Annotated in this window: 23 protein-coding genes; 12 read left to right on the top strand and 11 right to left on the bottom strand. The window is 68.9% G+C overall.

Annotated elements, in window-relative coordinates:
• Positions 1-10: 10 nt before the first annotated feature.
• Both QDS12_RS06865 and QDS12_RS06860 read right to left on the bottom strand, forming a co-directional pair.
• Entirely contained in the window at positions 11-817 is an 807-nt protein-coding gene (locus tag QDS12_RS06865) for a family 1 encapsulin nanocompartment shell protein (RefSeq protein WP_279877964.1), read from the bottom strand.
• A complete protein-coding gene (locus QDS12_RS06860; protein WP_279877962.1) occupies positions 814-1,917 on the bottom strand; it encodes a Dyp-type peroxidase in 1,104 nt (367 codons plus the stop codon). Before QDS12_RS06860 ends, QDS12_RS06865 begins: the two co-directional genes overlap by 4 nt.
• A gap of 302 nt (positions 1,918-2,219) precedes the next feature.
• Between QDS12_RS06860 and QDS12_RS06855 the strand changes: the two genes are divergently transcribed.
• Complete coding sequence (locus QDS12_RS06855) at positions 2,220-3,047, top strand: helix-turn-helix domain-containing protein (RefSeq protein WP_279877961.1); 828 nt, start codon at positions 2,220-2,222, stop codon at positions 3,045-3,047.
• Here the strand turns inward: QDS12_RS06855 and QDS12_RS06850 are convergent.
• Positions 3,038-3,544, bottom strand: a complete 507-nt coding sequence (locus tag QDS12_RS06850; RefSeq protein WP_279877959.1) for a hypothetical protein — start codon at positions 3,542-3,544, stop codon at positions 3,038-3,040. The two genes, QDS12_RS06855 and QDS12_RS06850, sit on opposite strands and share 10 nt — an antisense overlap.
• Positions 3,545-3,603: 59 nt before the next feature.
• On the bottom strand, positions 3,604-4,509 hold the full coding sequence (locus tag QDS12_RS06845) for a LysR family transcriptional regulator (RefSeq protein ID WP_279877957.1): 906 nt from the start codon (positions 4,507-4,509) through the stop codon (positions 3,604-3,606).
• Between the two features lie 83 nt (positions 4,510-4,592).
• Here QDS12_RS06845 and QDS12_RS06840 point away from each other — a divergent pair, with 83 nt between their 5' ends.
• Both QDS12_RS06840 and QDS12_RS06835 read left to right on the top strand, forming a co-directional pair.
• Positions 4,593-5,873, top strand: coding sequence for an MFS transporter (locus QDS12_RS06840; protein WP_279877956.1), 1,281 nt, complete (start codon positions 4,593-4,595; stop codon positions 5,871-5,873).
• An 11-nt stretch (positions 5,874-5,884) separates the two neighbouring features.
• On the top strand, positions 5,885-6,511 hold the full coding sequence (locus QDS12_RS06835) for a hypothetical protein (protein ID WP_279877955.1): 627 nt from the start codon (positions 5,885-5,887) through the stop codon (positions 6,509-6,511).
• An 865-nt stretch (positions 6,512-7,376) separates the two neighbouring features.
• On the opposite strand, the gene QDS12_RS06830 is transcribed toward QDS12_RS06835, so the two are convergent.
• On the bottom strand, positions 7,377-7,877 hold the full coding sequence (locus QDS12_RS06830; RefSeq protein ID WP_279877954.1) for a hypothetical protein: 501 nt from the start codon (positions 7,875-7,877) through the stop codon (positions 7,377-7,379).
• Between the two features lie 81 nt (positions 7,878-7,958).
• On the opposite strand from QDS12_RS06830, the gene QDS12_RS06825 reads away from it, so the two are divergent.
• Complete coding sequence (locus tag QDS12_RS06825) at positions 7,959-8,195, top strand: DUF3099 domain-containing protein (RefSeq protein WP_279877953.1); 237 nt, start codon at positions 7,959-7,961, stop codon at positions 8,193-8,195.
• 167 nt (positions 8,196-8,362) lie between these two features.
• Here QDS12_RS06825 and QDS12_RS06820 read toward each other — a convergent pair whose 3' ends face one another.
• Complete coding sequence (locus QDS12_RS06820; RefSeq protein WP_279877952.1) at positions 8,363-8,653, bottom strand: hypothetical protein; 291 nt, start codon at positions 8,651-8,653, stop codon at positions 8,363-8,365.
• Positions 8,654-9,044: 391 nt separating this feature from the next.
• Entirely contained in the window at positions 9,045-9,233 is a 189-nt protein-coding gene (locus QDS12_RS06815) for a SulP family inorganic anion transporter (RefSeq protein WP_279877951.1), read from the bottom strand.
• Between the two features lie 87 nt (positions 9,234-9,320).
• Here QDS12_RS06815 and QDS12_RS06810 point away from each other — a divergent pair, with 87 nt between their 5' ends.
• A complete protein-coding gene (locus tag QDS12_RS06810; protein ID WP_279877950.1) occupies positions 9,321-11,120 on the top strand; it encodes an alkyl sulfatase dimerization domain-containing protein in 1,800 nt (599 codons plus the stop codon).
• A 320-nt stretch (positions 11,121-11,440) separates the two neighbouring features.
• On the opposite strand, the gene QDS12_RS06805 is transcribed toward QDS12_RS06810, so the two are convergent.
• On the bottom strand, positions 11,441-11,755 hold the full coding sequence (locus QDS12_RS06805; protein WP_279877949.1) for a response regulator transcription factor: 315 nt from the start codon (positions 11,753-11,755) through the stop codon (positions 11,441-11,443).
• 270 nt (positions 11,756-12,025) lie between these two features.
• On the opposite strand from QDS12_RS06805, the gene QDS12_RS06800 reads away from it, so the two are divergent.
• From QDS12_RS06800 to QDS12_RS06790, 3 genes are all read left to right on the top strand, one after another.
• Positions 12,026-12,340: a hypothetical protein gene (locus tag QDS12_RS06800; RefSeq protein WP_279877948.1), complete on the top strand. Its 315-nt coding sequence runs from the start codon at positions 12,026-12,028 to the stop codon at positions 12,338-12,340.
• Between the two features lie 1,315 nt (positions 12,341-13,655).
• Positions 13,656-14,864: an FAD-dependent monooxygenase gene (locus QDS12_RS06795; protein ID WP_279877946.1), complete on the top strand. Its 1,209-nt coding sequence runs from the start codon at positions 13,656-13,658 to the stop codon at positions 14,862-14,864.
• 385 nt (positions 14,865-15,249) lie between these two features.
• Positions 15,250-15,819, top strand: coding sequence for a VOC family protein (locus QDS12_RS06790; RefSeq protein WP_279877945.1), 570 nt, complete (start codon positions 15,250-15,252; stop codon positions 15,817-15,819).
• 399 nt (positions 15,820-16,218) lie between these two features.
• Here QDS12_RS06790 and QDS12_RS06785 read toward each other — a convergent pair whose 3' ends face one another.
• Positions 16,219-16,998: a class I SAM-dependent methyltransferase gene (locus QDS12_RS06785; protein ID WP_279877944.1), complete on the bottom strand. Its 780-nt coding sequence runs from the start codon at positions 16,996-16,998 to the stop codon at positions 16,219-16,221.
• Positions 16,999-17,669: 671 nt separating this feature from the next.
• On the opposite strand from QDS12_RS06785, the gene QDS12_RS06780 reads away from it, so the two are divergent.
• The 4 genes from QDS12_RS06780 (at position 17,670) to QDS12_RS06765 (ending at position 21,592) form a co-directional block, all read left to right on the top strand.
• A complete protein-coding gene (locus tag QDS12_RS06780) occupies positions 17,670-19,670 on the top strand; it encodes an OmpA family protein (protein ID WP_279877941.1) in 2,001 nt (666 codons plus the stop codon).
• Between the two features lie 322 nt (positions 19,671-19,992).
• Positions 19,993-20,721 (top strand): alpha/beta hydrolase, encoded by a 729-nt coding sequence (locus QDS12_RS06775; RefSeq protein ID WP_279877940.1) that lies wholly within the window; start codon positions 19,993-19,995, stop codon positions 20,719-20,721.
• A 182-nt stretch (positions 20,722-20,903) separates the two neighbouring features.
• Positions 20,904-21,308: a VOC family protein gene (locus tag QDS12_RS06770; RefSeq protein WP_279877938.1), complete on the top strand. Its 405-nt coding sequence runs from the start codon at positions 20,904-20,906 to the stop codon at positions 21,306-21,308.
• On the top strand, positions 21,305-21,592 hold the full coding sequence (locus QDS12_RS06765; protein ID WP_279877937.1) for a helix-turn-helix domain-containing protein: 288 nt from the start codon (positions 21,305-21,307) through the stop codon (positions 21,590-21,592). The genes QDS12_RS06770 and QDS12_RS06765 overlap by 4 nt, the downstream gene beginning before the upstream one ends.
• 291 nt (positions 21,593-21,883) lie before the next feature.
• Here the strand turns inward: QDS12_RS06765 and QDS12_RS06760 are convergent, their stop codons facing one another.
• Positions 21,884-23,098 (bottom strand): cation:proton antiporter, encoded by a 1,215-nt coding sequence (locus QDS12_RS06760; RefSeq protein ID WP_279877936.1) that lies wholly within the window; start codon positions 23,096-23,098, stop codon positions 21,884-21,886.
• Between the two features lie 49 nt (positions 23,099-23,147).
• Complete coding sequence (locus tag QDS12_RS06755) at positions 23,148-23,561, bottom strand: hypothetical protein (protein WP_279877934.1); 414 nt, start codon at positions 23,559-23,561, stop codon at positions 23,148-23,150.
• Between the last annotated feature and the right edge of the window lie 8 nt (positions 23,562-23,569).

The following is a 23,569-nucleotide window of genomic DNA, read 5'->3' as shown; positions in this document are numbered from 1 at the left end:
TGCGGAGGCGCTACTCGTCCCGGCTGTCGAGGGGCGTGGCTGCCTCGGGCGTGGCGACGCGGAAGCTGAAGGACTCCTCCAAGAAGAAGGTCACCGAGTCGGCGGTGTGCGAGGAGTAGCCGATGGAGACGTCTTGACCGCACTCGAGGGCGAAGTCCCCGCCTCTTTGTGAGAGGACCACCGGGCCGGCGATACCCGGGACCCACGCCGCCGGACCGCCGAGGATCTGCTCAAGATGCCGGAGCAGGGTGTCTCCTCCCTCGTCACCCGCTTCGACGTCGACCCATGACTCTGTGTCCAGCGCGAGAGCGTACGGGCCGTCGACGCCGGCGCGCTTGATCCGCGCGACCGCTGCTGCGGTTGCCCGGGCGAAACGGCCGGGCGTCGCACCGACCCGCGGTGTCCGGGCGGTCGCGGGGGCGATGCCGCTGAACCCGGCTTCGCTCCAGCCGTGGAGGACGGCGGAGTTCTCGGCTTCCGCGAACGCGGCGGCAGCATCATCCAGCGCGGACAGGTCGACGTCGATCGCGCCGCGGTCTGCCGCCTCGAGCTCGGCTCGTGTCACTGTGAACTCCACGCGGAGCTCCGCGAGCGGAACCACCACGCGAGAGCGTCCTGTGGCACGGACGGTCGGGCCCGGAATCACAGTGCTGACCCGGCCGGTAGGGGTCGCGGAGTGCTCCCAGCCGAGCGGCCCGGTGAAGTCGACCAGTTCGCGCGCGGTGAGGGCCGGCTCCAGGCGTGTCCGCGCCTCGTCGTCGAGCATCGACCACGCCGTCGGCGTGATCGGCGCGAGATCGCGCAGGAGGTGGTTCATCTGTCGAGTCCTTCCAGGAGGGTGAGACGCCCGGCCGCGATTCCGAGCGAACCGTCGCTGGTCGAGGGTCGAGGTCTCGCGGCTGGCTGAGCGACTGGCGCGGTGCCAGGGTCGTCAGATTCGGGAGGGTCGTCAGGGGCGTGTTCGAGGTCGCTGAGCACGTCGACCGGCGGGACGAAGAACGTGGAGCCCGTAACGGCGGTCGAGAAGTCCAAGAGCCTGTCGTGCATTCCGGGCGGGTCACCGACGAACATGCGGGTGAGCATCTGCTCCACGACCCACAGGTTTCGGGCATACGCGATGAAGTACGTGCCGACTTCGCCGGATGCCGGGCTGCCGAAGGGCATGTTGTCCCGGAGAATGTCGTGTTCCTCGCCGTTCTCGTCGATGACGGTTGCGAGCGTCTTGTGCGCCTTCTGACCGGTGGGTGCGTCGTCCAGCTCGACGTTGTCGGCCTTGCTGCGGCCCATGATGGCTTCTTGGTCTTCGGCGCTCAGGGCATTCCACGCGTCGAGCTGGTGCGTGTACTTCTGGACTACGACGTAGCTTCCGCCCGCGGCCATCGGGTCCTCGTCGCCGACGACGGTCGCCTCGTGCAGGTCGTCGCCGATCGGGTTGGCGGTGCCGTCGACGAATCCGAGGAGGTCGCGAACGTCGAAGTACCGGAAGCCCACGGTCTCGTCTTCCACGTGGACCGAGTCCCGCAACTGCGAGAGCAGGAGCCGCTCGAACTCGAAGCAGAGGTCACGCCGATCGGCGCGGACGTGGAAGAGGAGATCCCCCGGTGTGGATGGGGCGACGTGCGCGGCGCCGTGAAACCCGGGGAAGGGTCGCAGCTCGGCCGGCAACGGCCGGCGCATGAGTGGAGCCCAGATGGTCGCCCCGATCCCGACGGTGCACGAGAAGGCTGCGTCCGCGCCGCGGAACGCCACCGTCTTGGCCAGCCCGGTGATGTCGGCCAGTGTCGAGCGCACCTGATCGAGTGCACCCGCGGCGTCGCTGACGCTGAGCACAAGGAAGATCGCCGTGGCGGTCAGCGGTGCGTCGGCACTCTGAACTGAGATGGGAGCGCGCGGCTCAGTACGACGGCCGCTGGCCATGAAGTCTCCTCGTGCATCGCGAGAGCCGCGGTCTCTGGGGGTGACTGCGGGGCGGCCGTCCGTCACGGCCTCGTGCCGGACGACGCTAGGACCTCGAAGCCACCGCCGTCGTGGCCCTGCCAGGGACCCCCTGGCCTGGCACCGCGACCGGCAAGGACGGACGCGCGCCGGCTGGTGTGACGCAATCCCCGGGGGTCAGCCCGGCATGTGGTCTCCTCGATTCAGCCCGGCCTCGTCCCGCTAGGATCCCGCGGCCTGATCGGCAACAGGACGAACGTGGTCCCGGAACTAGCTGGGAGAGCATGTTGGTGCAGCGCAACGCGGTCGCTGAGTATCTGCGTGCGCGGCGTGCTCGCCTCCAGCCGGAGGATGTCGGGCTCCCGCGCGCGCCGGGACGTCGTGTGGCCGGTCTGCGCAGAGAAGAAGTCGCCGCGTTGGCGAGGATCAGTCCTGAGTACTACGTCCGGCTCGAGCGCGGATACGATCACCAGCCATCCGACCAGGTTCTGCGTGCCCTCGCGCAAGCCCTGCTACTCGATGAGTCCGCGACGGCCTACCTGCTGAGGCTCAACAACGCCGGGACACTCCCGACCTCGCCCTCCCACCGCCCCGACTCGCAGGTTCCGGAGCCGATCCATGCGCTCCTGGCCAACCTCACCGAGACTCCTGCCTTCGTGATGGACGGTAATCATGATGTCCTCGCCGGCAACGCACTGGCGGTCGCTCTGCAGTCCACCACCCTCCACACCGGAGCGAACCTGGTGCTGGTCGCCTTCACGCCGGAATGCCGTGAGCGCATGGGAGAGCTGTGGCGCGCCGTCGCGGAACGCATCGCGGCATCGTTCCGATTGCGCGGCAATCCCGACGACACGCGGTACCGCGAGGTCTTGGCCGAGGTGCTCATCAACGATCCGGACTTCCCCGAGATCTGGGCGAACCATGATGTCAAGGACGTCAGCTACGACATGACCCCGCATTGGATCGACCCGTTCGGACGGGTCCCGATCCACTGGCAGCACCTGCGGATCCCGGAGACCGACCTCGTGCTCGTGATCGGCGCCAACCCACCGGGGTCGGAGGCAGCGGCCGCGCTTCGTTACCTGGCGGAGACGTTGCGCTCTCAGCGGTGACCGCTGCGTTCCCACAGGTCGTGGCTCGCGGATCGGGACGCGTCGTCGGCCGGGGACCAGAGCATGTTCACGCGACCGTCGGGCTGGTGCTCGAGCGTGTACTCGTACGCCTGTACGCCGGTGATGGGGTTGAAGTACCGGAGCACCCCGCGCTCCCAGCCGTCGACCTCGGGCCGCGCCCAGTACTTCCCGAACGAGGTGCTGTGCGCCGCGAGCTCGCCGACCAGGCTGTCGTACCGGGGGTCTCGTCCGTGTCTGCCGAGACTGCGGCGAAGCATCGTGGTCGCCAGCGCTGCTGCGGCCGCCCAGTCCTCGAACGACTGCTGGGACTCCGGGTTCAGGAAGATCGACCGTGCCAGGTTGTTGCCCACCCGGAACGCCGCCGACAGCGCGCTGGCCAGGACAGATGCCTCGACCACGTCGAGATGGTGATCGAGGACGACGCGGATCTGCGCCACGGACGTCGCAGCAGGCGAAGTTCCCGACCCGTCTTCCATCGGGCAGATGCTAGTGCGCGGGTCAAGCAGGGACGGGTCATCGCCTGTGTCACCTGAGGTCACTCGAGGCCACGCGAGGTAGGCCGCAGCGCCGAGTAGGGGTCGAGGATCGCGTCGGCGAGGCGAGCGGTCGCCTGCGACGGCCGCCGCCCCGCAGGGCGGGCGAGCTTGACCGACCACTCGAGCGGCTCGCGGAGCGGGATGTGCGCGATCGACTCGTCCACTGCGGAGACCGGGACGATCGTCACGCCGAGGTCGCGGCCGACCAACGCGCGGGCCAGGCGGAAGTCGGTGACTTCTGTCCGGATCGCACGGGCCGCGCCTGCTGCGGCGAAAGCGAGATCGACGACGGTGCGGTTGCCCCAGCCGGTCGGGTAGTCGATGAAGGGCAGATCGACGAGGTCGAGAATCGACACCGCTGACCGTCGTGCGAGCGGGTGCTCCCTGGCGCAGGCGAAGACCATCGGCTCGCGGTGGATCTCGTCGAGGCGAAGACCGGGCAGCGACTCGGCCTGTGTGGAGACGAGTGCCAGGTCGAGCGCCCCGGAGCGCACCTCTGCGAGCGAGGTCGCCGAGCCAGCGATCGTCTGCCGCAGGTGGACCGCGACCAGCGGATACCTGCCCTGGAAGTCGCGCAAGAGGTCGGCGACGTCCCAGGGTCCGGTGAAGGCCAGCGTGCCGAGGAGGACGGTGCCGGAGACCTCGCCGCGGGCGGACGCGACGGCGTCACGCCCGGCCTCGATGTCGGCGAGGACGTTGCGGGCGTGCGGCAGGAGCGCCTCACCTGCCGCGGTGAGCGTCACGCGGTGGTAGGCGCGCTCCAGGAGCGGGGTGCGGAGCTGCCGCTCGAGCTGGGCGATCGCCGCCGAGACGGCGGACTGCACCACCCCCACACGTTCGGCGCCGCGGGTGAAGCTCCCGGTCTCCGCGACCGCCAGGAAGTACTCGAGCTGATGGGGCTGCACGCCGGCACCCTATCGCCAGGGGCGATGGTAACCAGCACACACATTCGTTGGAGATGATGATGGCGCCGCGCCACTATCCAGACATGAGCACCACGATCACACCTCTCACCGCGGTGACACCCACAGCCGTCACCGCGCCCATCGGAAGCCGTCACCATTCCCGTGGGTTCTGGCTCGTCGCCTTCCTCTTCGCCGCCACCATGGCGTTCGCCGGCGCCCCCGCACCCCTGTATGTGCTCTACGCGAAGGAGGACGGCTTCGGCTCGCTCGCCGTCACCGTCATCTTCGCCGCGTACGCCGTCGGGGTCGCCGTCAGCCTGTACCTCGCCGGGCATCTCTCAGACCGCTTCGGGCGCCGGCAGGTCCTGGCCCCGGCGGTGCTGCTCAACCTTCTCGCCGCTCTGCTGTTCTTGACCTGGCACCAGCTCGGCTGGCTCCTCGCGGCGCGCTTCACCAGCGGACTGGGCATCGGCATCCTGACCGCCACCGCCACGGCGCATCTGACCGAGCTGCACCGCACCGCCCGCCCCGACGCCTCACCGCACCGGGCCGCCGTTGTCGGCACCGCGGCGAACATCGGCGGCATCGGCCTCGGCCCCCTCGTTGCCGGCTTCCTGGCCGAGTACGCCGGCCGGCCGCTCTACACGCCGTACGCGGTGTTCGCGTTCCTGATGCTCGCCGGCCTGTTGGCGCTCGTGCTCGTCCCCGAGACGGTCGAGCCGGCGATCGCCGAGTGGCGCTACCGCCCGCAGCGCGTCGCCGTACCGCCGCAGGCCCGGGCCGGGTTCGTCGCTGCCGCGATGCTCGCCTTCGTGAGCTTCGCGATGTTCGGCTTCTTCACCTCGCTGGCGCCGTCGTTCCTGTCCGGCACGCTGCACCACACCTCGCACGCCCTGGCTGGTGCGATCACCTTCTCGGTCTTCGGCTCGGCGGCCGCGACACAGGTACTGACCGCACGTTGGGCGCCCTCGCGCCTGTACGCCGTCGGGCTGGTCGTCCTCCCCGTCGGCCTCGTCCTCGTCGTCGCGGCGATCCTCGCGGCCTCGCTCGCCATGATCGCCATCGCGGGCGTCGTCGTCGGCGTCGGCGCCGGAACGGCCTTCAAGGCCGCCGTGACCTCGGTGATCGAGCTCGCACCGCCGGCCGCTCGTGGCGAAACACTCGCCGGACTGTTCCTGGTCAGCTATGTCGGGATGTCGCTGCCCGTCGTCCTTCTCGGCCTGCTCCTGCAGTGGGCCGCCATCGACCCCTCCATCGTCGCCTTCGGTGCCCTGATGCTGGTGCTCCTCACGCTCGCCGCAGTGCTGGTCAGGACGAGCCGCCCCCGGCGTCGCGACCGTGTGACGGGGCTGATGAGCCGCTGACTCTCAACGGCTTGCCGGACGGACTGGCCACTTGCCAGCTTGTCCTCGTTCGCGAACTGGAGCCGGACATCCGAGCCCTTGAAGGGTCGGGGGACGGATACCGTGAGGTGGTGTCGTCCATCGAGCTGGCGCACTGGGTATCGGGCCTCGCGACGACGGCGGCGGTGATCGTGGCGCTCTGGTTCTCCGCGCACGCCCGCACGGACGCCCGCCACCAGGCGCTCCATCGCGTGTACGCGTGGGCTGAGTTCGCGCCCGTCCTTCACTCCGCGGGTTATGACGACGGGTGGAAGCTCGTGTTCAGCAACCTCACCGACATTCCAGTGTTCCGGTGGGCTGCCACCGTGGAGTGGACCTCGCGCGCGGATCACCGCGAGCGCATCACGCTGACGAACGTCTCGATGGGACTGCTCGCACCCGGCCGAAGCGAGTGTGCGTGGAACCCCGCCAAGCCGCCCACATCCGAGGCGAGCATCGAGGTCGCACTGGTCTTTGAGGATGCCGCGGGTGAGAAGTGGGTGCGCCGGGGGACGGGCCTCCTCGCGAGGGCGACGCCTACGGAGCGAGCGTTGCTGAGCGCCGCCCCTGGGCCGACGGACGTCACCTGGACGGTTTGGCCTGGGTCGCACACGTCGTGACGCGCGGGGCGTTCGTCGGGTCGTGTGCCGCGTGATCGGGATCAGCGCCGGGACTCGCCTGGCTCTCGCTGCACTGTTCGCGGAACTGAGTAGCTTCGAGAACGGCTCTCCGCTCCCGGACACGCGGGCCTACGGGAGCGCGCGGATCTGCCGCGACGAGGGCGCCGATCTGCCGATGAGCGTGTGGCGTCGTACGAGAAGAAGGACTTCTCTGTCCTGGTCCTCGGACTTGCCTGGACGCTGACGAGTGGCGCGTGGCGTTACGTAGCGGCGGCCCAGAGATGCCGTCTCAGTCCCTGTTGGGCAGCGTGATCGCATCGATGTGCACGGCGTCGCCGCTGGTGTCCCACCTGATTGTGCAGGAGTAAGGCCCCGTGATGTCGCCGTCGGTCAGCCTGCCTTGGACGACCCACACCGGCTGATGGTCTGGGGCCGTGACGTGGACATCCGTCAACTTCGGCTCCAGACCGCCCCAGGACTGCCCCACCCGCTCAGCACACTCGGCCTGAGCCTGCCCGGGGCGCACACTGTCGGAACCCGCGAGGCGGCCTAGGACCGACGCCGCCAACAGAGGTATCCCGACGAGAAGGACCGCAAGACCCAGCACCGATGCCAGCACCGGACGTCGAGCCCACCCACCCGCACCCGCCACTGCGCGGTGGCGAAGGCCAGACCAGCGCTCAAAGTTGGCCGGGAGCAGGCGCGTCGTCACTTCAGCATTGAAGCACCAGCCGCCGCCACGCGTGCGACCTTCAGCCAGAGGTACTCGCTGTCGCCCGGCGACGTCGTCGCGTACCGGATCTGCCGCTATGGGGTGTGGTCGGGGCACCGCAGCGGCGTACGGGCCTGTCAGGGCTCGACCTGCTCAGTGTCCAGCGAGGTGGTTCTTGGCAAGGGCGATCGCCCCGGCGAGCGCCACCACGATCAAGCCGTAGACCATGGAGCGCACCCGCCCTGCTCTACCGGCGCGCGCGACCGCATATCCGGCGCCGGCGATGACGACCGCCATCGTCGCCTCGACCCAGGCGACCTCGCGGGACTCAGGCGCCAAGATGACGGGTATCGTCGCGACGCACGCCACGGCGGCCGCGCCAGCCAGCTGCGCCGAGGCCGAACGCAGGTCCTCGGCCCGAACTCGTCCGCTCGCCACGAGACGTGACGAGACGCGGAATGCGAAGAGGTGCGCGAGCACCAGGCCGAGAGAGATGCCCCAGACGATGCCGATCGCGTGAGCGTGCGCAGTGCCGTGGGGCACCGCCAGCACCGCGGCCAGCAGACAGACCGCGACGTACAACGCCATCGTCAGCCCCTCGCGCCAGAGATCGATGGCCTCATCGGGAGGGACCTTGTCGTCGAGCAGCGCCATACGCGTCATCGTCCCACCGGCCTGCCCCACCGACTCGACCTCGCAGCTCCTCGCGGCGCCCTGCGTGCCATGGTGGTCACGATGAGACGACACCGCGGGGGCGTCACCATCAGTGACGTCCCGGAGGGGCAGAGCGCGCGCCTTCGCCGGAGGCGACGGTGGTACTTCGCGCTGATGGGGACCTGTCTGACCCTGATCGTGCTGGCGTGGAACGTCGTCCGGCTGTGGTCGACGACAGCAGCCGTGGTGATGTCGGTTGTCGCCGCGGTCCTCCCGCCGGTGGCGGCATTGATCGCCAACTGGGGCGAGGACCGCTGACGGACGTTCGCAACGACCCGGCCGCGGAATGCTGCGCCTTCCCTCGACGCTACGGCGTGGCCGAGTTCTACACGACCGGCTCTGCCGCGTTGAGTCCATTGGCCGGTCGCACCTGGGTGGTCGGCACTGACCCGCCGGCCTCCGGCGCGGTCCCAGCAGCACAGGACCTAACCGGTGCGGGACTGGGCGCTGCGCCTCGGCGCCAGCGGGTCGAGGGACGAGTTCTCCTCCAGCATCCGGTCCACGTCCGCCCGTAGGTCCAGGTCCCAGTGCTCGATGACCGCCGAACGGAACGCCTCGTAGTCGACGACGTCCCCGCCGAGCTCGTACCGCTCGTTCGGGAAGTCAGAGGCATCGAGCCCCGCCGCCCAGGCCGCGTCGGCGTACACGACCGTGTTCTCTGCTGCGGCCAGCTCAGCCATCGTCACGAATCGGGCGTCCCGCTGCAGCTTCGCCATGAACCGGTCGAAGCTGGCATCGTCGAGAAAGGGCAGCAGGTCATTCAGCTGGAGTGACCGAGGTATTCGACTACGACGGTCCGCTGCGTCACTGCCGGTCGCCCGGACCCCAGGCGGAGAACGGGTCATTCACTGACTGCTTGGTAGTACCGGACACGCCTGAGTCCGACCTGCCCGGAGGCTTCTCGTCGGAGTACGTCTTGGTCGAGGGCGACACCTCGCCACTGGAGGACCCATCCGACTGGGTTGCTCGATACCTGTCGCCGACCGCTTCGCCCTGAGGTCCTCGCGTTCGGCGATCACAAGATGGCCGCACCCTTCTACGCATCTGCCGCGAGGCGTACCCCGATCTGCCGAGACCCGATTGGCGCAGCGAGGGTGCTCGTCGTCATCAGCACGGTGCGCGGAACTGCGAGCCGAGCGCGGTCGGCACCATCCCGGAGTAGAGGCGGAGGACCGGGTTGAACCCGCCGATGCTCGCGTACGCCATGCCCTCGGGGATGCTGAACAGGCCGGTCACGAACCCCGCGACGGCGTCCTTCGGGGTCGGACGACCCAGACCCAGCTTCGGACGGCGCACCCGTCCACCTTCCCCACGGCGTGGGTCTGCGCAGGTCACCCAGTTCGGGTGGGGAGACCCTTCCGCCTGGCTGCTTAGCGTCGAGGAATGCCTCTCGACTTCGCCGACCGGACCGACTTCGACAACGCCACCCGGGGGCTCGTCGCCCGCCTGGAGCCCGGGCAGATCGCGAACGGCGACGGACGGGTCGTCTACGACGCCGACGTCTACGCCAAGGTGACCGACGGCGAGTGTCCGGACACGGTGGAGCCCAGCCTGTGGCGGCAGAGCCAGCTGACCGCCATCCAAGGCCTGTTCGAGGTGACCGACGGCATCTACCAGCTGCGCGGCATCGAACTCTCGAACATGACGGTCGTCGAGGGCGAGACCGGCGTGATCATCATCGACCCGGCGATCTCGGCCGAGGTGGCCTCCGCCGGGCTCGCTCTCTACCGCCAGCACCGCGGCGAGCGCGCCGTACGCGCGGTGATCTACACCCACTCGCACATCGACCACTTCGGCGGCGTCCTCGGCGTGCTCGACGCCGAGACGGACGTGCCGATCCTGGCACCGGCCGGGTTCCTCGACCACGCCGTGTCGGAGAACGTCTACGCCGGCACCGCGATGCTCCGACGCGGGATCTACCACACCGGCATGGGCCTCCCCGTCAGCGCGACGGGCACCCTCGGGGTCGGCTTGGGATCGGGCAGCTCGACCGGGACGACCGGCCTGTTGGCGCCCACGCTAGACATCACCCACACGGGTCAGGAGGAGGTCCTCGACGGCGTTCGGATCAGGTTCCAGCTGACGCCCGGGACCGAGGCGCCGGCCGAGATGAACTTCCACTTCCCGGACCGGCGGGCGCTGTGCCTGGCCGAGAACGCCTGCCACACGCTGCACAACATCCTGACCCTGCGCGGCGCCGAGGTGCGCGACGCCCGCGGGTGGTCCCGCTACATCGCCGAGGCCATCGAGCTCTTCAGCGACGACACCGACGTCGCGTTCGCCTCCCACCACTGGCCCACCTGGGGCAAGGACGCCATCGTCCGGTTCCTCACTGAGCAGCGCGACCTCTACGCCTACCTGCACGACCAGACCCTCCGCCTGCTCAACCAGGGTCTCGTCGGCGCCGAGATCGCCGAGACGCTCGAGCTTCCGCCGGCCCTGGACGCCGCGTGGCACGGCCGCGGCTACTACGGCTCACTCAGCCACAACGTGAAGGCGATCTACCAGCGCTACCTCGGCTGGTACGACGGCAACCCGGCCCATCTGTGGCAGCACCCGCCCGAGGCGCTGGCCGCGCGCTACGTCGACGTCATCGGCGACGTCGACGCGACGGTCGAGAAGGCGCGCGGCTACGCCGACTCCGGCGACCTGCGGTTCGCCGCCGAGCTCGCGAACCACGCCCTCTTCGTCGACCCACATCACCAGGACGCGCTGGAGCTGCAGGCGGACGTCTTCACACGGCTCGGGTACGGCTCCGAGTGCGGCACGTGGCGCAACAACTTCCTCACCGGCGCCAAGGAGCTCCGGGAGGGGCCGATCCCGCTGATGACCGACGCGTCGGGGATGGCGTCCGCGCTCACGATCACCCAGCTCTTCGACAGCATCGCGATCCGCATCGACGCAACCCGAGCCTGGCGCACGAGCGCCTCCGTCCGCTGGCACTTCACCGACAGCGGCGAGACCTACCGGATGGAGCTGTCGAACGGCGTCCTCGTCCACTTCCCGACCCAGCGCGAGGAGCCGGCCGACGTCACCCTCACCCTCACCAGACCCCAGCTGCTCGTCCTGCTCGGAGACGAGGGACTCGACGGTGTCGCGGTCGAGGGCGACGCGTCGGCGTTGACGACGATCCTGTCCTACGTCGACCAGCCCGACCGCGGGTTCGCGATCGTGACGCCGTGAGACCTCGGAGATCATCGGGGATGCTTGCCCCTCGCGGTCGCCGGGCTGAGCCGCCGCACTGAAATCAGCCCGACTCCCATTATCGCGACCGTCCTGATGCTGCTCGCGCCCGCAGCACGCACCGCGGCGGCGGGGTTCATGATCGGCTGACCGGCCGGCATCGTCGTCGCGCTCGCTGGGGTGACTTCGGAGCGAGACCTGGACGCCTCGCAGCCGGTCGCCGGCGCAGCGCGGATCTGCGGCGACCCGAGCGGATCTGCCGATGCTCGGTCGGCAACGACTCGTTGATGCCTCCGTCTCTCCACCCGTGGTTGGCAGGTTCACGGGACGAAGCCGCTGCGCCATGCGAGGACCGCGGCGTTCGTGCGGTCGCGGGCCTCGAGCTTGGCCAGCACGGTCCCGACGTGGGTCTTGACGGTCTCGACCGAGATGACCAGCTCGTCTGCGATCTCGGAGTTGGAGCGACCTTGGGCGACGAGGCGCAGTACCTCGGCCTCCCGTGGGCTGAGGAGGCACGCGGGGGCAGCACGAGCACCTGACCGGGTAGGCCACGTCGCCCCCGTGCAAGTAGACGGACCGTTGCCCTTCCATGGGTACGTGGTGTGGCTGACCCGCGTGCAAGGCGGACGCGACACCGGGCCGCCCCCAACGCCTCCCGACCAGGACTTTGCCGCCACGGGCTTTGTGCCTCCGGCCACCGTCGGAACCGGGTTGGCCTCGGTCGTGCTTCGCGTGCGGGACCGGACGCGACGGCGACGTGGACTGGCTCGATTGATACCGCAGCAGGACGACCTCATCTGCCGCGAGGACGCCGGCCCGCGGGCCCGCGCACTGATCGCTTGGCAACCCACCCTCCAACCGAGGATTCTCAGACCGACACATGGCGGAACTGATCGGAGAGCCGGATGGACCCGAAGGAACGACGCGAACCAACGCCACGGAGCCTCGCAAGGGGGACGGCGGCCTTCAACGTCATCCTCTGGGCCGTCCTCGCGGCGTTCTTCTTCATCGTGGCGGTCGCTCGCACTGACGACGCGTACAACGACGCAGACCTCACGCTCATCTCCGGGCTGAAGATCATCGGCTCGGCCTGCGGAATCGTCGCGCTGCTCTATTCCTGCCGGTTCCTCCGGCTTCTCGACCCAATCGCCGTCGAACCCAGCGCGAATCTAGACACCAGCGGAGCGGCGGCCCCAGACGGCACTGGACCACAGCAGTAACGACACCATGGCGGGGAGGGCTTGACCGACGTGCCGATGCCTCTGACTCCCAGCGGTGGCTGTCCTTGTCGACCGGATCTGCCGTAACACGAGCGGATCTGCCGAGTTCCGTGCGGGTCGCGACCGCGCGACGGGTTGATCTCGACTGGTAACACCAGCCTTACAGGGTAAACGCCACTCCGACCGCAGAGGCTTACCACGCTCTCCTGGTGACGCCGACGCGCCTCGACAAGACGTGGTCCGGGGTCGGCGCTCGCCATCGCGCCGACTCACCTACACCGGCCGAAGTCCGGTCACTGGAAGTCGGCTTGCGCTTCCTCGATCGTCATCGTCCGGCGGTTGAACACACCTGGGCTCTCAAGCAGGATCGCCGCGCGTAAGCGGCGCCGTCGCGCGCTGAATGCCGAGACATCCGAGGTACTCCACGAGGAGATCTCGGTCGAACCGTTCCCGCTTGCGCCGAGCGGTGTAGCGGTCGCGTTCCTCGACTCGTACGGAGTACCTGACTCGTACCACTCCTAGAGTCCATCTGTGGCTGTGGCAGACAGTGTGTGGAGGTACATGAGCTGGGCTCGCCCGCCCCGCCCGCCTCGCCCGCACCATCAGTGATCGCGCGGCGCGTACTGCTATTACGAGGAGGGCAGTCCCCTCTGGAGCCATAACTCGCCACGGCGACCGGCGGCACACGAACCGAGGCAGAACCACACCAACAACCAGGTGGGCAGCCGCGTGGGGGGATCCCGCCGAACGCCTGGACCAAGTCTCGCCGGACGCCGGTCCTACCGGACCGAGGGAGGCGCCGAAGAGGTATCCGGTTTCGGGGTCGTGTGGGCCTCGATCCCGAGATCGAGAGAAGGACCACGCTGGCCTCGGCGACGTAGGTGGGGTTTGGAAAGAGGGAAGCAACTTCTCGGCTGTCCCGCCGTCTTCATATCCCCTAGATGGTCGATGTCGAGGTGTTTCGTGGACCAACGGGGGTACACGCGTCTTCACGCGGACATCGTTACCCCTCTCGACACACCCACCGCGCGTGGGCCGGACGAAGCAAAGGAGGGAGGTCGCCTTCGGATGCAGCAACGCCGATTCCGGTGGCGTACGTCCGGGCGTCAGGCCAGGCCCACCGCCCAGGTAGGGCCACCGCTCAAGTCGCGGCGCCCGTCACGTCCGACTCGGTCGCGCGCGGTCCGGGCCGAGCATGAAGCAGGCAGGGCGGTGACCAGCCCGCGGATCTCCGGCTGAAGGGCGGACCCCGACGGGGAAATGACCCGCGCGCTCGGAAGCGAGAGGGGTGCAGTGCAAAGACCGATGGGTGAAGATGAGCAGAATGCGGATCGCGTGCGTCGGCGGCGGGCCGGCCGGTCTCTCCTTCGGCATCCTGGCTCGGCGCCAGGGCCACGAGGTCACCGTGCATGAGCGTCTGCCGGAGGGCGTGACCTACGGCTGGGGCGTGGTCTTCTGGGACGACCTACTGCACGAGCTCGACGAGCATGACCCGGTCACCGCCACGGTGGTCCGAAAGCACGCATTCCACTGGAGGGACCACGTCGTCGACGTCCAGGGGCGGGCGCCGGTCCGGATCCCGTGTCACGGCTTCAGCATCTGCCGGCACACATTGCTGCGGATCCTCGCCGACCGCGCGCGGGACGCCGGCGTGCATCTGCACTACGAGTCTCCGGTGCAGGATCCGGCGGAGCTCGGCGACGTCGACCTCGTGGTGGCCGGTGACGGCGTCGGCAGTTGCCTGCGCAAGCGCGCTCAAGACGTCTTCGGCACCGAAGTCACGTGGCGGCGCAACAAGTACATCTGGCTCGGGACCAGCCGGGTGTTCGACTCCTTCACCTTCCCGTTCGTGGGCACCCCGGCCGGGTGGGTGTGGTCCCACTGCTACGGCTACGACGCCGCCTCGAGCACCTTCATCGTCGAGATGGCACCGGAGACCTGGCGCGGGCTACGCCTGGACCAGCTGGACACCGACGCGACCATGCGCCGCCTCGAGGAGCTGTTCGCCGCGCAACTCGACGGGCACTCCTTGCGCCCGCCGAGCGGCGCCGGCGAGGCCGCACCGTGGTTGGAGTTCCGGCTGGTCACCAACCGCAACTGGAACGCCGGGATCGTCGCGCTCATGGGCGACGCCGCCCACACCACCCACTTCAGCGTCGGCGCCGGCACCCGGCTCGCGCTGGAGGACGCGATGGGCCTGGCCGACGCCCTCCGGGAGCACGTCGACCTGCCGGCCGCGCTGGCCGCCTACCGCGAGCGCCGGGCTGCGGAGCTGGCGGCCGCGCAGCAGGAGGCGCGCAACAGCGCGGCGTGGTTCGAGAACGTCCCGCGCTACATCGACCGGGACGCCGTGCAGTTCGCCAGACTGATGTCGGCCCGCCGGTCCACCCTGTTGCAGCACATCCCGCCGGGCGCCTACCTCCAGCTGGAGGGGCTGGCTCGTCGCGCGCCAGCGCTGAACCGCGCCGGCCGCCGGGCGGTGCGTGGGCTGCGCGGCCTCCGCCGGCCCACACCGACGAGCTGAGGTGTGCTGCCAGCTGTACTCAGTCGAGCGTCAACTCGACGCGCACGGCTCGGTGGTCCCCGCCCGCGAGGCGCTCGCTCATAGAGTCGACGACCCGGAGGGTCCGGGCACCCGCGTCGAGCAGGACGTGGTCGAACTGGAGGCGCGGTCGGGCGGCCGGGTAGGTCGGCGCCCGCACAGGTTCAGGTCGCCGAGCAGCACCAGCGGACGCGGCAGGGTCGTGTGTCCAGCGGACCGTCTCCCGCAGTCCAGTGAGTGGTGCCCGTGCCCGTCGGCCTCGACGTGCACACGGATGTCGAGCACACTGATCGCCTGCCGCATCGATGTCGCGCGGCGAGCGGTGAAGCCTGGTGGCGCGGCTTCAGCGGTGTCCTAGGCTGCGGCCGTGTACCTCGAGAACGTCGTCTTCGACGCCACCGATCCGCAGACCACCGGTCGGACTTGGGAGGCCGATCTCGGCACCGAGACGCTGACCGACGAGGAGGCTGGGTTCGAGACGCGCCTCTCGGTGGCCGGCGGTCCTGAGCTCGACCTGTGCTTCCAGCGGGTCCCCGACGAGCCGGCCGAGCGACCACGACTCCAGCTCGACGTCAGGGGCGGGGAGCTCACGGCGCTGCGGCTCGAGTCTGCCGACCCGACCCGTGACTTGGCCTTCTGGCAGCGGCTGACCGGCTGGGAGCCGGCCGCGTCCAGCGACGTGCCCGGGCTCCAGCACCCCTCCGGCCGCGGGCCAGTGTTGGCGCTGGTGCCGGAGAAGAAGCCAAAGCCTGAGGCCAAGAACCGGACCCACCTCGACCTGCGGCTGGAGGTCGGCGACGACGCCGACGCGGTCGCAGCCTGGATCGCGGACCGGGGTGGGCGCGAGCTCCACTTCGACTGGGGAGACCTGCCCTGGCGCCATTTCGCCGACCCGTCCGGCAACGAGTTCTGCGTTCTGCCCGCACGGAAGGGCTGACTCTTCCCCGGCGGCGCAGATGCGGCCATGATGCTGTTGCGCCGATCTGCCGATGACGGGACCGCGTGGAATCCGCGCGACGCGAACTAGGCCATGCGAAGATCCGGCCGGCGAAGATCCTGCGGTCGGAGTTCGGCCGGTGGCTGTTCCTGAGTCTGGCTAGCCGCATTCGGCGTGGTCGGCATCCTACGAACGCCAAGCACGGACGCCTCGACTCTCGGCGTCATTGCGGGCTTCGGATTCCGCATGGGTGGCGAGCAGTGCTACCTCCCGGTGACCTACCGCCGCGACGCTCTGATAGTCGGCGCCGTCTAACGTCCGGATCTGCCGCGTTGCGGTTCACTCCGAGCCAAGAGCCTTGTGTCCGGCCGCTGTCACAGAGTTCGTCTGGCGTACGGCTCACAGGCGCCGGACACGCAGCACGCAGGTCAGCATCGGGAGGGTGAAGTCGCCCTGGGCCGTCTCCGGCCTGCTCGAGAGGAAGGCGCGAATCTGGCTGAGCCTGGCCATGCGTTCCTGGTCCGGCATCACCAGCATCGCCGCTCTGGTGGCAAGCGTTGCAACGAGGGAGTCGGCTGTGCGACGTTGCCCGTGCGGAAACTCCATCTGCTCGGGCGACCCGAACCGCGCGGCCGCGGCGGTCCTGGGAAGGTGCGCGGCGGCCGTCTCGACCCGCCAGCCGGCCGGGGTATCACGCGGGCCGATGGCCTCGCTGCCACTGACTTGCGCCAGACCGGCGACCCAATCGACCTGTTCGTCCATGACATTCCACAGACCGCACAGGATGCCGCCGGGCACCAGGACCCTCGCGATCTCGGGTCCCGCGACGTCCATGTCGAACCAATGCATGGCGTTGCCAGCCAACACAGCGTCGACAGACGCGTCCGGCAGCGGGATGGCCTCGGCGCTCCCCAGCCGCGAACGAACGTCGGGAAGGGCCCGGCGCAGCTCCGTCAGCATCGCCGGATCCGGCTCGACCGCGGTCGTGTCGGCGCCCATCGCGACCAGGGTGGCGGTGAGCTTTCCGGTCCCGGCGCCGAGATCGAGGACCCGTGGGCCGGGCGCTGACTCCAAGGCCCAGGCGACCGCGGTCCGTGAATAGTCAGGTCGATGCTCCCCGTAAGCGACTGCGGCGATGCCGAACGAGGAGGCGTGTCGGAGTCGGTCGCCCTGGTCCACGCCGTCAACCTACCGCGACCGATACTTACTCAGCCGTGCAGCGATGACGTTGGTTCATGCCGGGACGACGGCGTCCTCTGATACCTAATCGCAGTTGCCGGATCTGTCGATGACCGGACGATTAGACATGGCCTGGGGGAACGCCCCGGAGACGAGATCCTTAGCGTGCTGGGCGAGTCCAGGTGTGGGCGGTGACGACGTTCATGGTCGAGGGAGCGAGCGTCCGGGCTCCACGGCAGCTGCCTGTTGCTCCGTGGCTCGAGTCGCTTCGGACAGCGGCAACGTCCGGAACCGTCCACCGAAACGATGAACTCCAGTGGCGTTACGCCGTTGGCGGACGCCGTCGGAGAGGACGGCGATCGGGCCGTTGAGGATGGTGCCTGTCTCGAGGTCGACATACATGCGGGCTCCCTTCATTGGTGGGCTGCTGTCTCGATGGTGACGGTCGGACATGGCCGGGTTGGGTCGCTACCGCACGACGGCGGGTGCCTCGGTGTCTGCCGGGGCGGCGGGCTCCCCGAGTAGGACCGCCGCCCGTACGGGCTATGGCCCGGTTGCGTGGCGGTCTGGGAGCGTTACGGTTCGTGTCGAATCCCTCCGCGCCTCGTTGGCGCCGCATTCGTGCCGCTGCCCTGCTTGCGCGTCCTCGTGCGTGGTTCGGTTCGGTTGTCGTGGTGGTCGTGGCTGCTTTTGCCATGACTGGTGTCGCGGTGGTGACGACGGCTTCGCCGGCTTCGGCGGACTCTGCGGGTTGCACCGTCACCAACGACCCAACGCAAGATCGTTGGGACTTCCAGCTGTCCACGGCGGGCTGGATCATCGAGTTCGTCGACGGGGTCAAAAGAAGTCCGGCCGGTGCGGGTGATCAGCCGATCTGGATCAACGGCGCGAGCGTCATTCTGAACCAGCAGACGCTGGCTTCGAATGGGGGAACGAACTCGATCGAGTTCCGCTGGTATGACCCCGCGGTTGTCCCCCAGGGCGCGGGAAGCTCGATCACGTCTGAGACGCCGTACGCGTGCCATGCGGTCTACTCGGTCCAGAAGCAGGTCCAGGTGATCAGCATCGGGTGGGCCGGCACCCCGTGGTACGTCGGCGGCGTCTATGACATGAGCGCTGCCGCGTCCTCTGGTCTTCCGGTCACCGTCACGTCTGAGACTCCCGAGGTGTGCAGCGTTTCCTCCGCGGGAGGGTTCAGGGTCACCGGGCTTGCGGAGGGCGACTGCAAGGTCAGCGTCACGCAACAGGGCGACGCCACCTTCGAGCCTGCCACCGTCGCGAGCACCCATCACATCAACGCGAGGAAGCAGGCGAAGCAGAGCCTGACGTTCGCTGCGCTGGCGGATGCGAACTTGGACGACCTCGTGATGCCACGTCCGGTCGTGAGGACGGACGCCGGCCTGACCTTCGCGCTTAGCAGCGTTACACCGGAGGTGTGCGGGGTCGCCGCCGGAGTGATCAACGCGGTCACGGCCGGCACCTGCACGATCCGGGCCGTCGGGTCGGGCGGCATCGTCGGCGACACCGAGTACGCGCCTGCGGACCCCGTAGACGTCTCCTTCACGATCGCGCCGCGGGCCGGAACGAACGTGATCGACTTCCCTGCGCCGGATGCCACGAGTGTCGCAGCTCGGACCGTTCAGCTGGGCGCTTCGGCGACCTCGGGCCTGCCGGTCTTGTATGCCTCGCGGACGGAGCCTGTCTGCACGGTGTCGCCTGCGGGTCTGGTGCAGCTGCATGCTCCCGGTACGTGCACGATCACGACGTCGCAGGCCGGCGGGATGGCCGGCACGGGACTGCACGTGACCAGCTACCCGGCAGCCGCCCCGGTCACGCGGAGCTTCACCGTCGAGTCTGTCGGCCAGCAGATCAGCGTCCATGGCGTCCCGGCCGGCGTGGCGCTGTCGTCTCGCACGGTCACGGCCTCGTTCACCTCCTCGAGCGGGGCGCCGGTGAACGTCGTCTCGAAGACCCCGGGCGTGTGCGTGTGGAGCGGCGGCCGGGTACAACTGCGGGCTGCGGGGACGTGCGTGCTGGACGGGTCCGTGGCTGCGTCTGGTGACTACCTGGCTGCGGTCGGTGTCACGGCCTCGTTCCCGGTATGGGCAGCACCGAAGGTTCCCGCGGCCGTGAATGCTCCGCAGGCCCTCACCGTTCTCGGTAAGGGCGAGGACCGGTTGCAAGTCACCGCTAGTCCGCGGCGGGTGTGCGTCCCGGTCGAAGGTGGGGAGGTCGTCGTGTTCGGGGCCGGCACCTGCCGGATCGCCGTCACCTCCCCCAGCGAGGGAGGTCGGCACGTGCGGGCCAGCAGAGTGAAGGTTGCTCCTGTCGCCGGGGCAGGTGGCAGGTCGCAGCTGAGGCGTGCTGCGGCAGTCACGTTCGCGTACAAGTCCGCGGCGTTGACCGCCGGTGCCAAGGACCAGCTCCGGAAGCTGGCGCCCCGCCTGAGGGCTGCTGAGTTCGTGGTGATCTACGGGAACACGCAGGCACACGGCGCCGGAGACACTGCGGCGAACCGTGCGCTGTCGAAGCGTCGCGCGGCCGCGGTCGCGAAGTACCTACGCCACCTGCATGTGAAGGCGAAGGTGGCGGTCGTCCCGGTGGGTGCGCGTAACCCGGTCAAGGGTGACGACATCCAGAACCGGCGCGCGGACATCTACTGGCTGAAGTAGCTCCAGTTGCCGCGTGAGGCGGCAGGGTCGGTCTGTCCGCCACCTCGCAGGCCCGCCACGACAATGACGGCCACGCGCAGCCGCTGGTTGATGACGCCATCGGGGCTTTTCTCGAAGAGGGTGGCACTACCTAATCTCGACGACCGTCGGATCCGGCCCACCGGATCTGGCCGACCGGATGTGCCGCGACGACGTCGGCTCACTGATCTGTCGATGTCAGCGGACTTCCTGGTCCAGACGTTGCGGCAGCGGCCGGTCTCTGCGTAGACAGCCAGCGCGCAGCGCGCTCCATCGGCTCTGCGCACGGTTAGAGTCACGGCTCGTGGATCCCGTCGACCCGAGCAGGCTCGTTGTCGCAGTCGGCGACAGGGTCGTTCCAGCCGTGTTGTGGAGGGCACCGGGAGGTGCTGCGCCATTGGTACTTCTCGGACACGGCGGAAGTGGTCACAAGACCGCTCCGCGCCAGACGTCGATCGCCAACCGGCTGGTGGCCGCGGGACTTGATGTGATCGCGATCGACGGCCCGGCTCATGGCGAGCGGGCACATCCGTCGACGACGCCCGGCGCGTACCAGACTGACCTGGTCACTCGTGGCTTCACGTCGGTCGGGCGGGACATGGTCGCCGACTGGATCGCGGCGATCGACGCCGCTTCGGAGGTGCGTGGAACCGACGGCAGGTTGGGCTATCTCGGACTGTCGATGGGGACCCGGTTCGGCCTTCCACTTGCTGCGGAACTGGGCGAGCGACTCACGTGCGCCGTGTTCGGCAAGTTCGGCCTCGAACAGAGCGATGCGCTCCACCCAGGGCTTCACGACGCGGCTCAGCTGCGCCGCGACGCGGCGCGAGTGAGTGCGTCGACGTTGTGGCACGTCCAGTGGCATGACGAGCTGTTTCCCCTGGCTGGCCAGCTCGAGATCTTCGACATCCTCGGCTCCACAGCGAAACACCTAGTGGCGTATCCGGGCGAACACGGCGTGACGCCCGACGAGGCTGTCGATCACTGGACGACCTTCTTGATTCGCCGCCTGGCAGCAGCCGACGCAGGCTGAGGATGATCCCCCGATCCAGAGGACCCGATCTGCCGCGATCCATGAGCAACTGGCTGCCTGTGAAGCCCCACGGCGCCCTGCTGCTGTTCAGGCACGCCGCGCGCAACCCACATGGATCGCGGGTCAGTGAAAGGCGGGCCTGGTCTTGACGACGCACTTGTATTTTGCAAGTGTCGCTTCGCATGAGCCTCTTCATCACCTGCCCGGTCGAGAGCGTCGAGCGCGCGACCGCGTTCTACACCGCCCTCGGCTGGACCCTGAACGCTGAGATGTCCGACCACAACGTGTCGTGCTTCGCGATCGCGCCTGAGCAGTACGTCATGCTCGGCAGCCGCGAGATGTACGCGAGCGTCGGCGGCGTCGAGGAGCTGATCGGCGAGTCCCACACCCCCTCGAAGGTCACGGTCTCATTCGACCTCGGCAGCCGTGAGGCGGTCGACGAGCTCGTCGAGCGCGCCGGTGCCGCTGGCGGGCGGATCGGTGACACCGACGATTACCCCTTCATGTATCAGCGCCAGTTCGATGACCCCGACGGCTATCACTACTCGCCCTTCTGGCTGAAGCCGGATGCCGCACCGACCGCGTGAGCGACCTCGCTGCGGCGTTGAACATCGTCGGAGCACGGTGGTCCCTGCTCATCGTGGAACGGCTGCTCGACGGCCCGCAGCGATACGGCGATCTGCAGCGCGACCTTGGAGTGCCGACGAACATTCTCGCGACGCGGCTGCGCGAACTTGAAGCGGCGGGCGTTCTGTCTCGCTTACCCCTGCGCCACAACACCCGGGCCTACGCGCTGACGGATCGCGGCCTCGCCTTGCGCGGGGCGATTCTCGCGCTCGGACGCTGGGGCGAAGAGAACTCGCCCAAGTGACAGACGATCCGCGCGCAACTCCCGTCCCCCGCCTTCGAGTCGCCGCGATCACGTCTCCGAACCACGCCTCATTCCGCCGCTGATCCGGACTCGTGAAGTGAACGGATCTGCCGAAATCCGGTCGGACCATGCTGGCGCGGCGACTGGCCTAGTGCCCACCCAGTGGCAGCCTTCGCTCTACCGGGTGATGTGTCTGGTGCCGTCGCCGGCCGGGCACGCGTGTTCCGGGAAGGATCGCGGGGCGGGTCTCGACTGGCTTCGGGGTCGGCTTGCTCGGGATCAGTGCATGGCTCATCGGACGGCGACCTTCCCGGGTGTTCCTCCAGAAGTGACGTGCGTGGCGGCGCGTCGCGAGCCGAGCCGGGCTGCGAGGGAAGGGAAGACGATGACGGCGATGAGGCCGGATGCGACGAGGGCGACGAAGTTGGATGGACGGATGACACCAAGGCTGACGCCGATGGTGCCGCCGATGATGGGGATGCTCAGCGTCGTGCCTTGGTAGAGGCCCGCAGCGAGAGTAGTCGGCCAACTGCCCAGCAGCCGGCGGTAGAACACCGCGGGGAACACGCGGACGACGACGACGGCGGCCAGAAACAGCGGGACCCGCGCGAGGGTCGCCGGGTCGTTCACCAGCGACCGGACGTTGAGCGTGATTCCCGTAGCGACGAAGAAGTACGGGATGAGCGCCCCGAACCCGACCGCCTGCAGCTTGGAGTGGAACTGCGAGTGCGTGCGCTCGGGGTGTGGGTCGAGGAGGGAGACCGCTGCGCCGGCGAGGAAGGAGCCGAGGATGGCTTCTAGGCCGAAGCTCGCGGCGAGCGCCGCGAACCCCATCAAGAGAGCGACGGCGGCTCGGATGCGGATCTGGGCGGTGGTGTCCTGCAGCGCCAGCAGGGTCCGGTTGATCCAGGACCACTTCTCCAGGCCGAAGACCGTCAACGCGGCGGCGACGATGAGGGCGAGGAATGCACCCAGGAGTGTGAGCTGGGATCCGAGGTCCACCCCTTCTTCGGAGAAAAGAACCGAGAGCAGCAGGATGGGGACGACCTCGGCGATGGAGGCGGCGGTGACGACGATGCCGCCCAGGGGCCGGTCCAGCTGCCCTGAGTCCTGGAGGACCGGGAGCACGATGCCGAGCGCGGTGGCGGACAGGATCACGCCGATGAGCAGCGGTGACTTCACCACTCCAAAGATCTGGAGGACCTCGCCGGTGAGGAGCGCGAGCCCGAAGGAGCATCCGAACGCGATGACGGCCAGTGGGAGGCCCGGGCCGGCGATGCGGCGCGGCTCGACCTCGAGGCCGGCGAGGAAGAGGAGGAACGACAGGCCGACCAGGGAGAGCACCTTGAGTGGCCCGTCGAGGGTGGCCCAGCCGAGGACCTGAGGTCCGACGACGATGCCGAGAACGATGAGGACGACGACGTCGGGGAACGGGAGCCGGCAGGCGCGGATGAGGAGTGGGGAGAGGAGGGCGATGGCCGAGGCCAGGGCCGCCGAGGTCAACATGGTGTCCTGCTTTCGTCGGTGTCGGCGGCCCTGGTCGCGGTGATGCTGCTCAGGCGCCGAGGTCGGAGGGGTAGGTGTCGTCCCAGTCGCGTCGCTCGACGTCGCGGTCGAAGTCCCCGGGCTTCTCGAAGGTGACGTGGACCGCGGGTGCGCCGGGAACGGCTCCGTGCCAGTGCCAGCCACCCGGCGGGCTGCTGATCACGTCGCCGGCGCGGACGACGTGGACGCCGTTCTCGTCACCGACGACGCCGATGCCGTCGACGTAGACGAGGTGCTGGCCGCCGTGGTGGACGTGCGGAACGGTGCGGGTGCCGGCGGAGAAGTGCACGGCCATGGACTTCAGACCGGGCAGCTGGCAGGGCAGGACCTGCACGCGTACGCCGGTGTGGTCGTTGAACAGCGTGTGGAGCTGCTCGGGAACTTCGTTGACGGGGCTGTTGTTGGTGGAGCCGAAGTCGTCCATGGGAGCAT

The organism is Nocardioides sp. CER19 (assembly GCF_029846275.1).
GTDB lineage: Bacteria > Actinomycetota > Actinomycetes > Propionibacteriales > Nocardioidaceae > Nocardioides.
Note: the sequence above shows the minus strand (reverse complement) of the source record. Positions and strands in the feature narration are given on the sequence as shown.

Coding starts and splice junctions, on each gene's coding strand:
- QDS12_RS06810 (WP_279877950.1), top strand. CDS start 9,321: ATGCCTCTCGACTTCGCCGACCGGACCGACTTCGACAACGCCACCCGG.
- QDS12_RS06800 (WP_279877948.1), top strand. CDS start 12,026: ATGGACCCGAAGGAACGACGCGAACCAACGCCACGGAGCCTCGCAAGG.
- QDS12_RS06770 (WP_279877938.1), top strand. CDS start 20,904: ATGAGCCTCTTCATCACCTGCCCGGTCGAGAGCGTCGAGCGCGCGACC.
- QDS12_RS06865 (WP_279877964.1), bottom strand. CDS start 817: ATGAACCACCTCCTGCGCGATCTCGCGCCGATCACGCCGACGGCGTGG.
- QDS12_RS06830 (WP_279877954.1), bottom strand. CDS start 7,877: ATGGCGCTGCTCGACGACAAGGTCCCTCCCGATGAGGCCATCGATCTC.
- QDS12_RS06825 (WP_279877953.1), top strand. CDS start 7,959: ATGAGACGACACCGCGGGGGCGTCACCATCAGTGACGTCCCGGAGGGG.
- QDS12_RS06850 (WP_279877959.1), bottom strand. CDS start 3,544: ATGGAAGACGGGTCGGGAACTTCGCCTGCTGCGACGTCCGTGGCGCAG.
- QDS12_RS06840 (WP_279877956.1), top strand. CDS start 4,593: ATGAGCACCACGATCACACCTCTCACCGCGGTGACACCCACAGCCGTC.
- QDS12_RS06855 (WP_279877961.1), top strand. CDS start 2,220: ATGTTGGTGCAGCGCAACGCGGTCGCTGAGTATCTGCGTGCGCGGCGT.
- QDS12_RS06795 (WP_279877946.1), top strand. CDS start 13,656: ATGAGCAGAATGCGGATCGCGTGCGTCGGCGGCGGGCCGGCCGGTCTC.
- QDS12_RS06755 (WP_279877934.1), bottom strand. CDS start 23,561: ATGGACGACTTCGGCTCCACCAACAACAGCCCCGTCAACGAAGTTCCC.
- QDS12_RS06820 (WP_279877952.1), bottom strand. CDS start 8,653: ATGGCGAAGCTGCAGCGGGACGCCCGATTCGTGACGATGGCTGAGCTG.
- QDS12_RS06760 (WP_279877936.1), bottom strand. CDS start 23,098: ATGTTGACCTCGGCGGCCCTGGCCTCGGCCATCGCCCTCCTCTCCCCA.
- QDS12_RS06860 (WP_279877962.1), bottom strand. CDS start 1,917: ATGGCCAGCGGCCGTCGTACTGAGCCGCGCGCTCCCATCTCAGTTCAG.